General features: G+C 45.4%; 8 protein-coding genes and 1 rRNA gene. 8 read left to right on the top strand and 1 reads right to left on the bottom strand.

What is annotated here, in order from left to right; genetic code table 11:
* The first annotated feature begins 28 nt into the window (after window positions 1–28).
* From pheT to LPY66_RS03045, 7 genes are all read left to right on the top strand, one after another.
* The gene (pheT, locus tag LPY66_RS03015) at window positions 29–2,440 is read left to right on the top strand and encodes a phenylalanine--tRNA ligase subunit beta (RefSeq protein ID WP_337986637.1); all 2,412 of its coding nucleotides are present in this window, start codon (window positions 29–31) and stop codon (window positions 2,438–2,440) included.
* Between the two features lie 44 nt (window positions 2,441–2,484).
* Window positions 2,485–2,742, top strand: a complete 258-nt coding sequence (locus tag LPY66_RS03020; RefSeq protein ID WP_337986638.1) for a cell division protein ZapA — start codon at window positions 2,485–2,487, stop codon at window positions 2,740–2,742.
* Window positions 2,743–2,927: 185 nt separating this feature from the next.
* The gene (locus LPY66_RS03025; protein WP_337986639.1) at window positions 2,928–3,197 is read left to right on the top strand and encodes an ACT domain-containing protein; all 270 of its coding nucleotides are present in this window, start codon (window positions 2,928–2,930) and stop codon (window positions 3,195–3,197) included.
* A gap of 56 nt (window positions 3,198–3,253) precedes the next feature.
* Window positions 3,254–4,615, top strand: a complete 1,362-nt coding sequence (locus LPY66_RS03030; RefSeq protein ID WP_337988010.1) for a PFL family protein — start codon at window positions 3,254–3,256, stop codon at window positions 4,613–4,615.
* A 321-nt stretch (window positions 4,616–4,936) separates the two neighbouring features.
* A complete protein-coding gene (locus LPY66_RS03035; RefSeq protein WP_337986640.1) occupies window positions 4,937–5,884 on the top strand; it encodes an alkaline phosphatase family protein in 948 nt (315 codons plus the stop codon).
* 60 nt (window positions 5,885–5,944) lie between these two features.
* Window positions 5,945–8,554 carry a U32 family peptidase gene (locus LPY66_RS03040; protein WP_337986641.1) on the top strand — a complete coding sequence of 870 codons (2,610 nt, stop codon included), beginning with the start codon at window positions 5,945–5,947 and terminating at the stop codon, window positions 8,552–8,554.
* Between the two features lies 1 nt (window position 8,555).
* Complete coding sequence (locus tag LPY66_RS03045; RefSeq protein ID WP_337986642.1) at window positions 8,556–10,946, top strand: endonuclease MutS2; 2,391 nt, start codon at window positions 8,556–8,558, stop codon at window positions 10,944–10,946.
* 137 nt (window positions 10,947–11,083) lie between these two features.
* Here LPY66_RS03045 and LPY66_RS03050 read toward each other — a convergent pair whose 3' ends face one another.
* Entirely contained in the window at window positions 11,084–13,738 is a 2,655-nt protein-coding gene (locus tag LPY66_RS03050) for a transglycosylase domain-containing protein (protein WP_337986643.1), read from the bottom strand.
* Window positions 13,739–14,564: 826 nt separating this feature from the next.
* Between LPY66_RS03050 and LPY66_RS03055 the strand changes: the two genes are divergently transcribed.
* Window positions 14,565–16,304 (top strand): 16S ribosomal RNA (locus LPY66_RS03055).
* Window positions 16,305–16,456: the final 152 nt, after the last annotated feature.

Raw genomic sequence — 16,456 nt, forward strand, 5'->3', positions numbered from 1 at the left:
ATACTGTAGGACGTAGTGGAGGTTCATTATGCGTGTAAGTATGGAATGGTTAAAAAACTATCTTGATATTGACCTGAGTGCGGAAGAACTGGCGGAAACCCTGACCAGGGGCGGCATCGAGGTTGGAGGGGTAGAGAAACTCAATAAAGGGTTTAAAGATATAGTGATCGGTGAAATCTGCGCGATCGAACCGCATCCAGACGCGCAAAAGCTGCAAATTTGCCAGCTCAATATGGGGAGCACCACCTTAACGATTGTGACAGGTGCTTCCAATATCTTGGTCGGGGATAAAGTTCCTGTAGCTGTTCCGGGAGCAGTACTACCCGGTGGTAAAACGATTCAGACGAGTGATTTGCGCGGGGTACAGTCATCTGGCATGCTGTGTTCGGATAAGGAACTGGAGATTGAAGCGGTTGGCGATGAGCGCAGTAAAGGCGGTATTCTGATCCTGCCGCCGGATGCCCCGGTGGGCCAATCATTGGAACACTATCTTGCCCTGGATGACACTGTCCTGGAGCTGGAGTTATACCCTAACCGGCCGGATTGTCTGGCTATGGTCAACGTTGCGCGTGAGGCCGGGACACTTTTGGGCAAGAAGCCTAATCTGCCGGAATGGGCGCATGAAGAAATACCGATTTGGCCGGAGGATACCCGACAGAAGGTTGAAATAGAGAGTTCGGAACTCTCATGGCGCTATTCAGCACTTCTAGTCGATGATGTGACGATAAAGCCGTCGCCTTTGTGGATGCAGAACAGATTGAGGGCTGCCGGAGTAAGACCGATTAATAATATTGTCGACATTACGAACTATTGTATGTTAGAAATGGGTCAGCCGCTGCATGCTTTTGATCGCGACAAAATTCAAGGTACTGTTCGCGTCCGCAATGCGAAGCAAGGTGAAACCATTGTCAGCCTTGATGGCACGGAAAGAAAACTGGACAGCGATATGCTTGTCATTGCCGATGATAATGGCCCTTTAGCAATAGCCGGGGTCATGGGCGGTCTGGATAGCGAGGTAACAGATAAAACTACCCGGATTCTTTTTGAGTCTGCCCATTTTCTTGGTTCCAGTATCCGTCGAACCAGCCGAAAACTTGGGCTGCGTTCAGAATCATCAAGTCGTTTTGAAAAAGGCGTTAACCCCTACTGGGCTGTGCCGACGCTGGGCAGAGTTGCTGAATTGCTGATGGAACTCGAAGCCGGTATACCAATGTCTTTTACCGAACAAGTAGGCCCACTGCCGCCGAAAGCCAATATATCGGTGTCTTTAGCAAGGGTTAACCAGGTTTTAGGTGTCGCTTATACGGAACAGGAAGTGGAGAATGTCCTCGAAGCCTTGAACTTTACCTATGAGAAACTTAACAACAGTGTATTCCGTATAGAAATTCCATCTTACAGACAAGACTTAAAGATTGAAGAAGATATTATTGAAGAAGTTGCTCGTATTATCGGGTATGATCGAATACCCACCACCTTGCCACAGGGAAGTCAGACTCAAGGCCGCAGAAGCCCAGAGCAGGATTTTCGTAAAAAATTACGTAATGTACTGATCAGGGCGGGGATGAATGAAGTCGTATCCTACTCCTTTACGAAAAAAGAATCCGATGATATGTGGGGGAGTGAGGGTCGTAATATCCCTATAATGAATCCCTTAAGGGAAGAACTGGGCGTAATGCGGACATCCCTTCTCCCTGGGATACTTGAGATTGCATCAAGAAATAAAGCCAGACGCAACATCGATCTTCTGCTTTTTGAAATAGGAAATGTCTATATTCCGAAGGAATTACCTTTAAATGGACTTCCAAATGAGATCACTCGCATCTCCGGTTTGGCTCAGGGGGGAACGGGTCGTCATTGGCTGGGTAAACCGGTCAAATATGACTTCTTTTTTGTTAAAGGAATATTGGCTCAAATTGCAGAAGAATTTGGTATTGACCTCGATTATCGCCGCTTAAGCGGGGGCAAGTATTCCGACCTGCTTCACCCAGGGCGATCAGCTGAGATCTATATCAGCAATGCCTACGTGGGATTTATTGGAGAAATTTATCCTCAACTTGATGAGAAATGGGACCTTCAACGCCCGGTCCTTTTTGAGCTGGATTTCAACACCGTATATCGGAATGCCACACACACAATCATTGCGAAGACGTTTCCACGTTTTCCCGCCATTCAGCGTGATTTGGCTGTTGTGGTACCGGAAGAGGTTCCTGCTGAAAATATCAAGCAGAGAGTCATGCAGCTTGGTGGCGACACGCTTAAAGAAGTGGAAATCTTTGACGTTTATCAAGGCAGTCCTGTACCTGCGGGCCATAAAAGTCTGGCCTTGACCATGCGCTATCAGTCACCGGAACGAACACTGACTGATGAGGAAGTGAATACCTACAATTCCGAGATCCTAGCCGGCATACAGCAGGAATTTGGGGCGCAATGGCGAAAATAGAGCAATAAAAATACCCATTGGTTGACAGGAAACGGGGGATGGGCGTGAATCCTGAAGAAAACAAAGTCGCAGTCAATATTCTCGGCGAAATTCATGTCATACGCGGCAATGGATCTGAGGAATACATCAAGGGATTAGCGCGTGATGTTGATAAAAGAATGAATGAAATCTCCCTTAAGTTCCCTCGGCTGGCGGCGCATCAGATTGGTATACTGACAGCGTTGAATTTAGCAGATGAATTAGCCAGACTAAAGGAAGAACATAAAAACCTTCTGGATATGCTCGGAGACAATGGTGTATAGTTCATTAATTCAAATTACATGGCGTTAGTCATTGCGTGTAATCTGGAATTGGAAGTAAGGTGGCCGAGTTGGGAAAAAACAGGCCATCTTACTATATTATTGCCTGCAACAATAATATGTGCGAAGCTTTGTCTAAATCGTGATTATAGTGTAGAATTAAGAACAATAATTGGAGGTGTTTTAACGTGAAAGGAATTATAACGGTCATTGGTAAAGATAAGGTTGGAATCATTTATGGTGTAACAAAGATCCTAGCTGAGAATAATGTGAATGTTGAAGATATTAGCCAAACAATTATGCAAGACTACTTTACGATGATGATGATGGTTAATTTAACCGAAATGAATTGTGATTTCAGTATGCTTAAGGAGAAGTTAGAGAATTTTGGAAAAGAAATCAGCTTGTCGGTAAAAATCCAAAGGGAAGAAATATTTAATTACCAGCACACAATATAAAAAACGAGTTTGACTATGCAACAGAGCCTGATTTGGCATGTCCTTGGAGGTATATGATGACATTATACAAGAAAAATATATTTGAAACGATCCGGATGATCGAAGAGGAAAAGCTGGATATTCGGACCATAACCATGGGAATTTCCCTGCTTGATTGCATCGACTCTTTCGGCGAAAAAGCGCGTCAGCGTATGTACGATAAGATTACGAAATCAGCAAAAAATCTGGTAAAAGTAGGAAACGCCATTGAAACGGAATTCGGGATCCCGATTATCAATAAACGGATTTCTGTAACACCCATCGCAATCATTGCTGCCGCGAGTGAAGAGGATAATTATGTTGAATTTGCCAGAACACTCGATAAAGCTGCAAAAGAAGTCGGGGTCAACTTTATCGGAGGGTTCTCTGCACTTGTCCAAAAAGGATTTTCCAACGGTGACAGAATACTGATCGACTCTATACCACAAGCCCTAACCGAAACGGAAAGAGTCTGTTCATCTGTCAATGTGGCTAATTCAAAGGTTGGCATCAACATGGACGCTGTTAAACTGATGGGCAAAGCGATTAAGGATACCGCTTATCTAACCCGTGACCGGGATTCATTAGGCTGTGCCAAATTGGTTGTTTTTGCCAATGCAGTTGATGATAACCCTTTTATGGCCGGTGCATTCCATGGTGTTGGCGAACCTGAAGTCGTCGTTAACGTTGGCGTGAGCGGACCTGGAGTTGTAAAATGCGCAATGGAAAAGGTAAAGGGAGAACCACTGCATGTTGTCGCAGAGAATATCAAGAAGACCGCTTTTAAGATTACCAGAGCCGGACAGCTTGTTGGCAATGAAGTTTCCAAGCGACTGGGTGTCCCGTTTGGCATATTGGATCTTTCACTGGCACCGACACCGGAAATAGGCGATAGTGTCGCCCGTATTCTGGAAGAGATGGGACTGGAAGCCTGTGGGGCGCATGGCACGACAGCGGCCTTGGCGATGCTGAATGATGCCGTAAAGAAAGGCGGCATTATGGCCTCTTCGTCTGTTGGTGGACTAAGCGGCGCATTTATCCCCGTGAGTGAAGACGAAGGGATGATCAATGCGGTCAAGTGCGGCGCTCTCACATTTGATAAGCTTGAGGCCATGACAAGTGTTTGCTCCGTTGGTCTGGATATGATAGCTATTCCCGGTGATACGCCTGAGTCGACTATTTCTGCTATGATCGCCGATGAAGCGGCTATCGGAGTTATCAACAACAAAACAACAGCGGTCCGCGTCATTCCGGTATATGGGAAAAAGGTTGGCGATGTAGCAGAATTTGGAGGCCTTCTTGGATATGCACCTATTATGGCGGTCAATTCGTACAGTTCCGAAGATTTTATTAATCGAGGCGGACGGATACCCGCGCCTATCCATAGCTTCAAGAATTAACTATTTATAATAAGTGCGCATGGCTGTAGTTCCTGCTCGTTTATATTTATTTTGACTCCTGGAGAGAGACGGTATCCCAAATTCGCAACTGGTTGCGAATTTGGGATGTTTTTATTTTTGCCTCCTGGTAGGAGACGGTATTTCAAATTCGCCACCGATGGCGAATTTGAAATATTTTTTGCCCGTTCGTATGACGATCCGTTTATTCCATAGTGAAAAGCGTAAACAAAATAGGAGAACGTAAAATAATTTGCCGCGATAACATAGTATGGTATTATAATGACAGTGGCATTTAGCGACTAGAAAATTGGAGGCTGGAAGATGCATCTCACCATGGTTTTTGTGGATGGTTTTGGATTAGGTGAAGAACAGGATAATCCCATTGTTCTGTCGGATACCCCTTATTTCGATGGATTGCTTGGCGGGAATTTTCTATGGGGAAAAAACAGGCAGATCACGTATCGTAATACAAAGCTATTCGCTTTAGACCCTACTCTTGGAGTGGAAGGGACACCCCAAAGCGCGACAGGGCAGACTTCCTTATGGACGGGGATCAACGCAGCCCGGTGCATTGGTCGTCATCTTCAAGCCTATCCGAATACGGAATTGAAGCAAATAATCAAAGAGAACAGTATTTTTAAACAGCTTGTTGCCCAGGGACAAAAGGCTACTTTTGCCAACGCATATACGCGGAGTTACGATGAGATGATTGCATCCGGGAAGGCGCGACATTCTGCGTCGACGTTATGCACGCTGGCTGGGGGGCTAAGACTGCGGCAAAAAGAAGATCTTATAGCAGGCCGGGCAATTTATCAAGATATTACCAACGAGATACTCTTTACGAAGTATATGGAGACTGGCGTGCCACAAATCAAACCGTTTGCTGCAGGCCAAAACCTGGCAGCTATCAGTCGAGAGCACGATTTTACTCTGTTTGAATATTTTCAGACGGATATTCGCGGACATAAGCGGAATATGACGGAAGCAATTAAAGCCATTGAGATTTTGGACGAATTTATTGGCGGTTTTTTGTCAGCAGTTAAGTCGGATTTTTCAAAAGAGAAGATGGCCTTAATTATAACCAGTGACCATGGCAATATTGAGGATCTTACAACGTCATCACATACTCTGAACAAAGTGCCTGCCTTGTGCTGGTCAAATTTCTTCATGGAATGGCCAGATTTGAAAGATATCACGGATGTGACGCCTGCAATCTTGGATATTCTATATACACAGGATCACTATGACAGTAATAAGCAGGCAATGTAATTATTGATTGCTGAACACCTAGGAGAAGGCGCAGATATAAACGTTATAGGAGATAGGATAATGAGCCAAAACGATGCCACTGCAGGAAAACAACCCGGATCGGACATCAGGAAGAAAATTGAACTGCTGGCACCAGCCGGTGGGTTTGAGGCATTGAAAGCTGCTGTTGAAAACGGTGCAAATGCAGTCTATCTTGGAGGGAAGCTGTTCAATGCCCGGGCATCAGCGGCTAATTTTGATATGGAGGAATTCCAGAAGGCTTTGCTCTATGCGCATGAGCGCCATGTCAAGATTTACGTGACCTTGAATATCCTGGCAGCGGACAGTGAATTTAGGGAGCTTGAAGATTATGTTTATGCGCTTTATACGATGGGGGCGGATGCTCTGATCGTTCAGGATATCGGGGTTGCCCATATGGTTAAGGAAGTGCTGCCTGAAATGCCGCTGCACGCCAGCACGCAGATGACTCAAAATAACAGCCTTGGATTAAAGCAGCTGGAGAAAATGGGATTCTCCCGTGTCGTACTGGCAAGAGAAGCGTCAGCAAAGGAAATTGAAGAGATTGTACAAGCTACTAATTTGGATGTAGAGGTCTTTGGTCACGGCGCGTTATGTTTTTCTTATTCGGGACAATGCCTGATGTCAAGTTATATCGGTGGCCGCAGCGGCAACCGGGGACGATGCGCTCAACCCTGCCGGATGACCTATAATCTGGTCAATAAGAAAGGGATCGATCTCTTGGAAGGACAGAAGTTGGGAGACCATCTCCTCAGTCCGCGTGATCTGAAACTTATCGATGAACTGGAAGAACTTCAGCGGATTGGCGTCAGTTCACTTAAGATTGAGGGCCGAATGAAACGCCCTGAGTATGTAGCCACAGTCATCAGAATATATCGTAAGGCTTTAGATGCTCTTTACGAGCAAAATAAACCTTTTAAACAAGGTATCGATACGCAGGACAAATACGAACTGACACAGATATTTAATCGGGATTTTACAACTGGCTTTTTCAAAGGGTATGCGGGTGCTGATATGATGAGCTTCAGCCGCCCCAATAATCGAGGAACGATGCTGGGGAGAATCACCGATATCAAAAGCAATCGGCTGTCTTTGAAACTGGATACGCGCTTGAATGTCGGGGATGGATTGGAAATATGGACAAAACGCGGGCGGGAAGGTATTACTGTCGGAGAAATATATACAGCTGGCGGTAGAACTGCTCCATCTGCAGAGCCGGGAGAGACGGTGCGAATTGAATTTCCCGGATCGGCAAAGATCGGGGACAGAGTATTTAAAACTCACGACGAAACGCTCATTTCCAAAGCCAGAATCAGTTACCAGGAAGGAAAAGAAACGCGGAAACGGCCTCTAAGGATGAGGATATGCGCCAAGATCGGCGAGAAATTACTTCTTGAAGTTCAGGATGCTAATACGTGCGTTCATTTGGAGTCCCAATCAGTAGCTCAAACTGCACAAAACAAGCCGCTCACAAAAGAGTATTTGATGAAGCAGTTAGGCAGACTAGGTAATACGCCGTTCTATCTTCAGGAATTAACCTTGGAACTTGAAGGGGAACTCATAATCCCTGTCAGCGAGGTGAATGAACTTCGACGACTCGCTGTCGAAAAGCTATTGGAGACAGCACGAAACAAGCCAACTCTGACAAAAAAAGAATTTACGAATAGAGTCTTTGCCTGGGATAATGCGTTAAGAACCGATTTTGAGCATATAGTTCCCAGTCGTAACGGGGTTAATAAAGGGATACTCGGGACTGCCATTATCGATCCCAAAATGGCTGAACCACTTCTTAAAGCAGGTGCAGACAGAATCATTCTGGGCGGAGAACACTGGCGAACGGCTCCAAAAATAACCCTTTCTCAACTTCGAGAGACACTTGATATTTGTCATAATAAAGGAAAAGAGCTGGTGTGGCGCTTGCCGCGCATTGTGAATCAACAGCAAAGCGATGGTTTATTTAAGGTATTGAAGGAAATAGCTTTGTGGCAGAAGCGACCGACGATGATGGCAGCAAATCTTGCTGAAATCGAAATGATTACATCGCTTGATCCAGAGTGGCCGTGGCAAACTGACTTTTATTTCTACGTATTTAACACACCCGCACTGCATTGGGCTCGAACTGCCGGGTCTCGGGGAATAGCCCTGTCGACAGAGCTTAGTCAGGAGCAGCTGTCTGCTCTGCCAAAAGTACCGGGGATGGAGATGGTTGTATTCGGTGATATGGAGATGATGATCAGCGAATTCTGTCTGCTGGGAGCCGTTTTAAATGATGGGCAGGGTGATTCCTTTAAACAGTGCGGGGAAATATGCCAACGCTCAGAATACTATCTTAAAGATAGAATGTCATACCTTTTTCCGCTGGCAACTGACCACGCATGCCGGATGCATATTTTTAACGCAAGAACGTTGAACCTTGTTACAGAGTTAGCAAAAATTGCCGATATGGGCATACGGAATATTCGCTTGGAACTACTGCGCGCAACGCCAATACAGGCGGAAAAGGCAGTAAGAATTTTTAAAGAGCTATGGATAAATGCGGTTAGCACGAAATCCATAGAAAAAGATAAAACGGAAGAAGCGATGAAAAACCTCGAAGCTCTCTATCCGGAAGGTTTTACTAAAGGACATTTTTACAGAGGAGTGCTTAGTTAAGTTGATAGCTTCAGATAAAGTTTTGGCCAAGTTGGATTTTGGTGTCATCAGGGAAAAGTTAATGAGCATTTGTATGCTTCCAGGTGCTAAGGAATTAGCGGAAACATTGGTGCCTGTTGCCGATATGGACTCGGTAAAAGCGCTTCTCCGGGAAACCGATGAAGGGAAGGCGCTACTCAGGCTGAATCCGCTTTTTACTGTCAGAGGATCCCGAGAAATAAGACCTTACCTGGAACGATGCGATCGGGGTGGTATGCTCAATCCTGAGGAATTGCTGGAAATCAGGGATACGTTAAAGACGGCTCGTCGTCTTAGAATGACATTGATGGAAAGCAGCGGATCAGGAAAAGACAGTTATAATGATCTCTATTCATTGAAGGAAATCGTTCAGAGTATCCTGCCGCAAAAGGATATTGAAGAAGATATCACTCGCAGTGTTTCCGAAGATGGCAGTATCGCTGACCGGGCATCTGAGGAGCTGGCCCGCTTACGCAAAACAAAAGGAGTCAGCCAGCAACGAATCAAAGAAAGCATGGATGGCATACTTCGAAACCCGGCTTATCAAAAGATGCTGCAAGACAACGTAATCACGACCCGAGGGGACCGATATGTGGTCCCTATTAAACTAGAATACAGCTCTGCTTTCCCTGGTATTGTTCATGACCAATCGGCAAGCGGAGCCACGGTATACATTGAGCCTATGTCCGTCGTGAAGTTGGGCAATGAATTAAGAGAAATTCAGCTTAAGGAAAACAGAGAAATTCAGAGAATTCTTCAGCAGCTTACAGCAAAAGTCGCTGTCCGCGTGGCTGATATCGCCAATCTCTATGGGGCACTGATAAAATTGGATTTTATTCTGGCCAAAGCCCGTTTAAGCGAGGATATGGAAGCCGGATCCCCAATCTTGGTCAATAAGCAAGAGGTGAAGCTTGTAAAAGCCAGACACCCTCTGTTGACAGGGGCTGTGGTCCCAATCTCTCTGGAACTCGGGTTAAAGTATCAATTCCTCATCATTACTGGACCAAACACAGGCGGGAAGACCGTAACCCTTAAAACGGTCGGACTCATGGCAGTCATGTTACAGAGCGGTCTGCATATACCGGTAGAAAGCGATTCACGCATGGGTATTTTCACCCGCCTCTATGTTGACATTGGTGATGAACAAAGCGTCGAACAGTCTTTGAGTACCTTCTCTGCGCATATGACGAATATTGTTGCAATTACCCAAGAAGCTGACGACCGGTCTTTGGTTCTTCTTGACGAACTGGGGGCAGGAACAGATCCAGCAGAAGGTGCTGCCTTAGCAATGGCCATATTATCAGATTTACTCGAACGTGGGTGCTGCGGTGTGGCCACGACGCATTATGGGTCCTTAAAGGCATTTGCATACAACACCCCCGGAGCAGAGAATGCTTCTGTTGAATTTGATTTAGAAACGTTAAAACCCACTTATCGTTTGCTCACAGGGATACCTGGACGCAGCAATGCATTACTTATTGCGAGGCGTTTAGGTCTGGACCACAAAATTCTTGATAAAGCCCGGGAATATATATCAGAACGTGATACGAAGGAAAATGACCTCTTGGAAAACCTTGAGGACACACAGAGAGAAATCGAGCTTAAGAAGCGGCGAGTCGAAGAAGAACAGCTAAAGGCAGAACGAAAAGCTACTGAATTGAAGAAGAAGAACCTTGAACTTGAGGAAAAATATGAGGAGATCCTCAATAGGGCGAAGGAAGAGGCGGTAGAAATTATTCGTCAGACTCGCTTGGAGGCGGATAGTATCATTAAGGATATCAAGGAGGCCCAGAAAAAAGAACGCCGAGAGCAACAGGCAGCATTAGAACAATCACGCAGCAGTTTGAAAGAACTTTCAGGAAAAGTTTATGAAGGGCGTACGACAGGAAATCGCAAAAGCAGTCTAAAACCAGAGCAGATCGAACCCGGACAGGCAGTGTATATACCTAATTTGCGGCAAAAAGGACAAATTCTAAAAAGGCCGGACAATAATAATGAAGTACTTATCCAGACCGGGATTATGAAGGTCAGCGTTCCCCTGGCGGAAATTCGACTTGTGGATGAAACTCGAAAGCCTGAACATTTTGAAAAGACGCTGAAAGGGACATTGGGGCTGAATAAAGCATTAAATCTACGAAGCGAAATCGATCTTCGTGGAAACCTTGTGGAAGAAGCCTTGATTCTGTTGGATAAATATATGGATGATGCAGTTATTACAGGAATCAATCAGATCAGTATCATCCATGGCAAAGGAACCGGCGCACTAAGAGCAGGTATCCATCAGTTTTTAAAAAGACATCCGCATGTTGCTTCATATCGCTTAGGTGAATTTGGGGAGGGTGATTCTGGAGTGACCATCGTCGCGTTGAAGTGAAGGGAAAAGAGATCACAGAGGATGATTAATAAGGCTAATAAAAGGGCGCTCGATGAGATTTCCATCTCGTTGAGCGCCCTTGTGTTTATGTTAACCATGATTACCAAATGGGGTGTAAATTTTTTGATAATCAGCATCTAATCCTGAAGAGTTAAAGTCAGCGATACCGGGTTAGAAGGCGGACCGATAGCATAGGTGTTATTATCGATTAACGCTGCCCAGAAAGTATATGTTCCGGGCTCGCCGCCCTGGGCATAAAGTGCTAACTGATATTTAATGGACCTTGAATTTCCCTCTTCGGAAACATAAGATTCGAGGTAAGTTTGGCCCGGTTTCTTAATGTACAGTTTCACAGAATATTTTTTGGAATTATAGCTGGATAGAGGAAGCTCGACGATTCCGCTGTTGATATTATAGGAAGGTGACGACAAAGAAACCTGCGGCAGGCTGGAATCTCCTGCCGGCGGGGTCTCGCTGCCAGTGGGGACTTGTGAAGAATAAGCGGAGGGCATTTTGTAGGGTGCCTCATCTGCGGGCCAGGCAACGTCTTTCGGCCGGTTCGGTACATTCAGGCACAATTTAGTGATAGCATTGAGGCTGCCTTCTTGAGCCAGTACATTGGGGTTATTTGGGTCAACTTTAACTTCGACCCAAACATCACTCACTTTACTGGGAATACTGTCAGAAGCACAAATTTCAGTTTTCTTAAATTTGGCAGGGGTGAGGCTGCTTGGAAGCAATCCTGACTTTGAATCAAAATTGACTGTAGAAATCCCATTGGGACGACTGATACTGGATTGGACCGGTAGATCTTGATGCGCAACAGTCATAACTTGTTTCCAAATCCTTGCTGGATAACTGCCACCATATACCTTATACATATAATGGCTGGTATCGGTCACATCATATCCCATCCAAACGACGCCGACATATTTCGGACTGTAGCCTGCAAACCACGCATCGGTATTTCCGGTCCTATTACCAAAAGTTTTGGTATCAAGCGATGAAGTTCCGGTTTTGCCGCAGATATACCAGCTGCCAATTTGAGCCCGGGTACCGGTCCCTGCTGTAACAACACTCCGGAGAAGGTCATTCATCATGTAAGCCGTAGTTTCTTTCATAACTCTCTTTTCAGAAGGGGTGTGTTCAAAAAGAATTTCTCCGTCGGGACCGACAACTTTTACCACACAATAAGGTTCTGTCTTAACACCATTATTAGCAAAAGTACCATAGGCGGATGCCATTTGCAGTGTGGATATCTGGAATGTCCCCAGGGCCATGCTTAAAACTTTATCATTGTTGGTCAGATCCAAGTCATAGCTGTTTTTGGCAAATTGCCAAGCATATTCGACGCCTATAGACTCTAATAACTTAACGGCATAAACATTGACCGAGTCCATAACCGCTTCGCGCATCGTGATGAGCCCGCGCCACCCGGAACTGATCGTATCATAATCGGTCGGTGCCCATACACCGCCACTACCATCCTGGTACTTAACCGGCATATCGTCAAAGACAGTCCCGGGGAAATAGCCACCTTTTTCTAAAGCCGGAGAGTAAACCACAAGCGGTTTAGCAGTCGAACCGGGTTGGCGTGTTGTATACCAGGCGCGGTTCAGTCCCATCGGCGTATATTCCCGGCCGCCAACCATCGCAGAGATAGCCCCAGTATCTGATTCGAGGACGGTCATAGCGCCTTGCACAGGTCTGTCGGGATCATTACTGGCAGGGAAATTATCCGAATTGGCAAATGCCTCTTCCGCTGCATCTTGTATGTCGGAATTCACTGTTGTATAAATTTGCAATCCGCCAGTATAGATCTGTTCCGGAGTAAAATCATACTCTTTCTGAAGTTCAGAAATGACATAGTCAACGACATAGGGGTGAAGTTTGCTTAAAGAGGAGGCTTCAGGTATTTCGACATCAGCTTGTTCAGATTTTACTTTTTCAACAAAAGTAAACGGTTCTTCGCAATATTTTTCATATTCAGCCTCAGTAATGATCCCGTTTTCTTTCATCACTCCGAGAACGATATTCCGCCTTTTTTTGGCTGCTTCGGGGTGGACATACGGGTCATATCCACTGGGCGCTTGAGGGAGTCCCGCCAGCAGTGCAACCTCAGCTGGATTTAATTCGTCCAGTTCCTTGCCGAAGTAAGTCAGCGACGCGGTTCTTATACCAAAGGATGATTCGCCAAGAAAAATTCTATTCAGATAGAAAGTCAATATCTCATTTTTGGTATAGACATGTTCTATTTGAATCGCAAGTACAGCCTCCTGAATTTTACGGGATAATTTTTGAGCTGTTTTGTTTTCGATAAATGCATTTTTGGCCAGCTGGATAGTAATAGTACTTCCACCCCCAACCACTTGTCCAGCCTTAAGGTTATTAAATGCTGATTTTACAATACGAATTGGATCAAAACCAAAATGCTTATAAAACCGTTTATCTTCCACGGCAACAAACGTTTTGGTCACAATTTCCGGGATATCCTCATATTCGACCGATAATCTGTTTTCAGATGCGTGAAGCTGAGCGATTGACTTTCCTTCGCTGTCATAGACTATTGAGGATTCCTTTTGACCGGTGAGGACATCAAGGTCTAACTTAGGCGTTTGGGCGATGGCAACAATCGTGTAAATACCAATAATAACAAATAGTAGAATAATTATTAGAAGCGGAATCCGAAAATACGGTGTTTTGGTAAACTTGCGTTTTTTCTTAGGCTGGCTGGAAATTCGGCGGTTTTTTTGATCTAAATTCCGGTTATTGGAATTATTGAAATTCGACATTTTTGCCTCCTGCTTAAGGCCTTAAAAATAAGTACCTGAAATTTATTAAACTCAAAACATTATATCATATTTTAAAGACGGTAAAAACAGTATTGATTTGGTATAGTTTGATAAGAAAAAAATTCTGCATGATTTAAGAGGTTTACACACTTGAGATATGATATTAAAAACAACCATGGGATATTCAGTGATTATAAAAAAATATTTAATTAAGAAGTCGATACAAATTCAAAAATGCGATCGTGTGGGTCCTCCGGCAGAAATCTGTGGTAGTGTATAACGTATTATAGAACTTGTTTTATCGTATGCGCATACTTGGAAATATTACAAACAGTGGACTTGAACATTTAAAAATAACTATCATATAATAAGATCAAAATCGAATAAGAACAAATTTTCATCTGGATTCAGTTATTTATTCAAATCACCCGACATAAGATAGTGATAATAGGCAAGCATATTAGATTTGTGTCAACAAGACTGTATATAGAGCATTAACCATTAGATATTTCTAGGTATAAAAAACCAGTGTATTATGTATAAAAAAATCGCATTTTGCTGTTGACACAGAAAAAGGTGCGTGATATTATAATAAAGCGTCTCGGGGCGGTGACACAAAAGAAAGCCGCCAGCGCTTGAAGAAAGCGGCGAGCGAGCGGAAGAAAAAATTGGCAGTTGACTTTAATGAGACAATTTGTTAAGATAAGATTCCGTCGCGAAAGACGCCAGGTCATTGAAAACTGAACAACAAGAAAAGAACAAAATGCTAGACTCGTCAAATGATAATTGAGTAAACAAACGAGCTGAATCAAGCTCCGTAATAGTTTTTATGGAGAGTTTGATCCTGGCTCAGGACGAACGCTGGCGGCGTGCCTAACACATGCAAGTCGAACGGTCCGATACCTAACACCGAGTGCTTACGTGTAAACAGCAAGCATCTAAAGCGAGTGCGCGAACGAAGAGAGCGCACCACGCTATTAAAAAGTGACTGACACATAATGCAGAAGAAAACTTTTTAGTAGGTGGGAGCGAACGAAGAGAGCGCACCACGCAAATAAAGCTTGCTAACACATGCAATGAGCATTGGGTGTTAGGTAGAGGATAGTGGCGAACGGGTGAGTAACGCGTGGGTAACCTGCCCTTAAGACCGGGACAACAGCTGGAAACGGCTGCTAATACCGGATGATTTTCCTTGAAGGCATCTTCGAGGAAGTAAAGCTGGCCTCTGAATATGCTAGCGCTTAGGGATGGACCCGCGTCTGATTAGCTAGTTGGTGGGGTAATGGCCTACCAAGGCGACGATCAGTAGCCGGCCTGAGAGGGTAAACGGCCACACTGGGACTGAGACACGGCCCAGACTCCTACGGGAGGCAGCAGTGGGGAATCTTCCGCAATGGACGAAAGTCTGACGGAGCAACGCCGCGTGTATGAAGAAGGCCTTCGGGTTGTAAAATACTGTTGTTAGGGAAGAACTTTAGAGGTGTGAATAATGCCTTTAATTGACGGTACCTAACGAGGAAGCCCCGGCTAACTACGTGCCAGCAGCCGCGGTAATACGTAGGGGGCAAGCGTTGTCCGGAATCATTGGGCGTAAAGGGCGCGTAGGCGGCTATATAAGTCTGATGTGAAAGTGCGGAGCTTAACTCCGTAAAGCATTGGAAACTGTATGGCTTGAGGACAGGAGAGGAAAGTGGAATTCCACGTGTAGCGGTGAAATGCGTAGAGATGTGGAGGAACACCAGTGGCGAAGGCGACTTTCTGGACTGTAACTGACGCTGAGGCGCGAAAGCGTGGGGAGCGAACAGGATTAGATACCCTGGTAGTCCACGCCGTAAACGATGAGTGCTAGGTGTAGAGGGTATCGACCCCTTCTGTGCCGCAGTTAACACAATAAGCACTCCGCCTGGGGAGTACGGCCGCAAGGTTGAAACTCAAAGGAATTGACGGGGGCCCGCACAAGCGGTGGAGCATGTGGTTTAATTCGACGCAACGCGAAGAACCTTACCAAGGCTTGACATCCATAGAATCCTTAAGAGATTAGGGAGTGCCCTTCGGGGAACTATGAGACAGGTGGTGCATGGTTGTCGTCAGCTCGTGTCGTGAGATGTTGGGTTAAGTCCCGCAACGAGCGCAACCCCTATATTTAGTTGCTAACAGGTAAAGCTGAGAACTCTAGATAGACTGCCGGTGACAAACCGGAGGAAGGTGGGGATGACGTCAAATCATCATGCCCCTTATGTCTTGGGCTACACACGTGCTACAATGGACGGTACAGACGGAAGCGAAGCCGCGAGGTGAAGCAAATCCGAGAAAGCCGTTCTCAGTTCGGATTGCAGGCTGCAACTCGCCTGCATGAAGTCGGAATCGCTAGTAATCGCAGGTCAGCACACTGCGGTGAATACGTTCCCGGGCCTTGTACACACCGCCCGTCACACCACGAAAGTTTGCAACACCCGAAGCCGGTGGGGTAACCGTAAGGAGCCAGCCGTCGAAGGTGGGGTAGATGATTGGGGTGAAGTCGTAACAAGGTAGCCGTATCGGAAGGTGCGGCTGGATCACCTCCTTTCTAGGGAGAACCGATTTGAGAAGATCTTCGGGTCTTACATCAGATCTACTCCAAGGTCGGTACTTTGAGCAAAGCAGGGTAACCTGGACTGGCTTAAGGTAAACGAGTTTAGTATCCTTTCTCTTGTTGTTTGGTTTTGAGTGACCAAAAGG

The organism is Dehalobacter sp. DCM, assembly GCF_024972775.1.
Taxonomy (GTDB): domain Bacteria; phylum Bacillota; class Desulfitobacteriia; order Desulfitobacteriales; family Syntrophobotulaceae; genus Dehalobacter.

Excerpts from the sequence above, each read along its gene's own strand:
- LPY66_RS03040 (WP_337986641.1), top strand. The coding sequence starts at position 5,945 with ATGAGCCAAAACGATGCCACTGCAGGAAAACAACCCGGATCGGACATC.
- pheT (WP_337986637.1), top strand. The coding sequence starts at position 29 with ATGCGTGTAAGTATGGAATGGTTAAAAAACTATCTTGATATTGACCTG.
- LPY66_RS03050 (WP_337986643.1), bottom strand. The coding sequence starts at position 13,738 with ATGTCGAATTTCAATAATTCCAATAACCGGAATTTAGATCAAAAAAAC.
- LPY66_RS03035 (WP_337986640.1), top strand. The coding sequence starts at position 4,937 with ATGCATCTCACCATGGTTTTTGTGGATGGTTTTGGATTAGGTGAAGAA.
- LPY66_RS03030 (WP_337988010.1), top strand. The coding sequence starts at position 3,254 with ATGACATTATACAAGAAAAATATATTTGAAACGATCCGGATGATCGAA.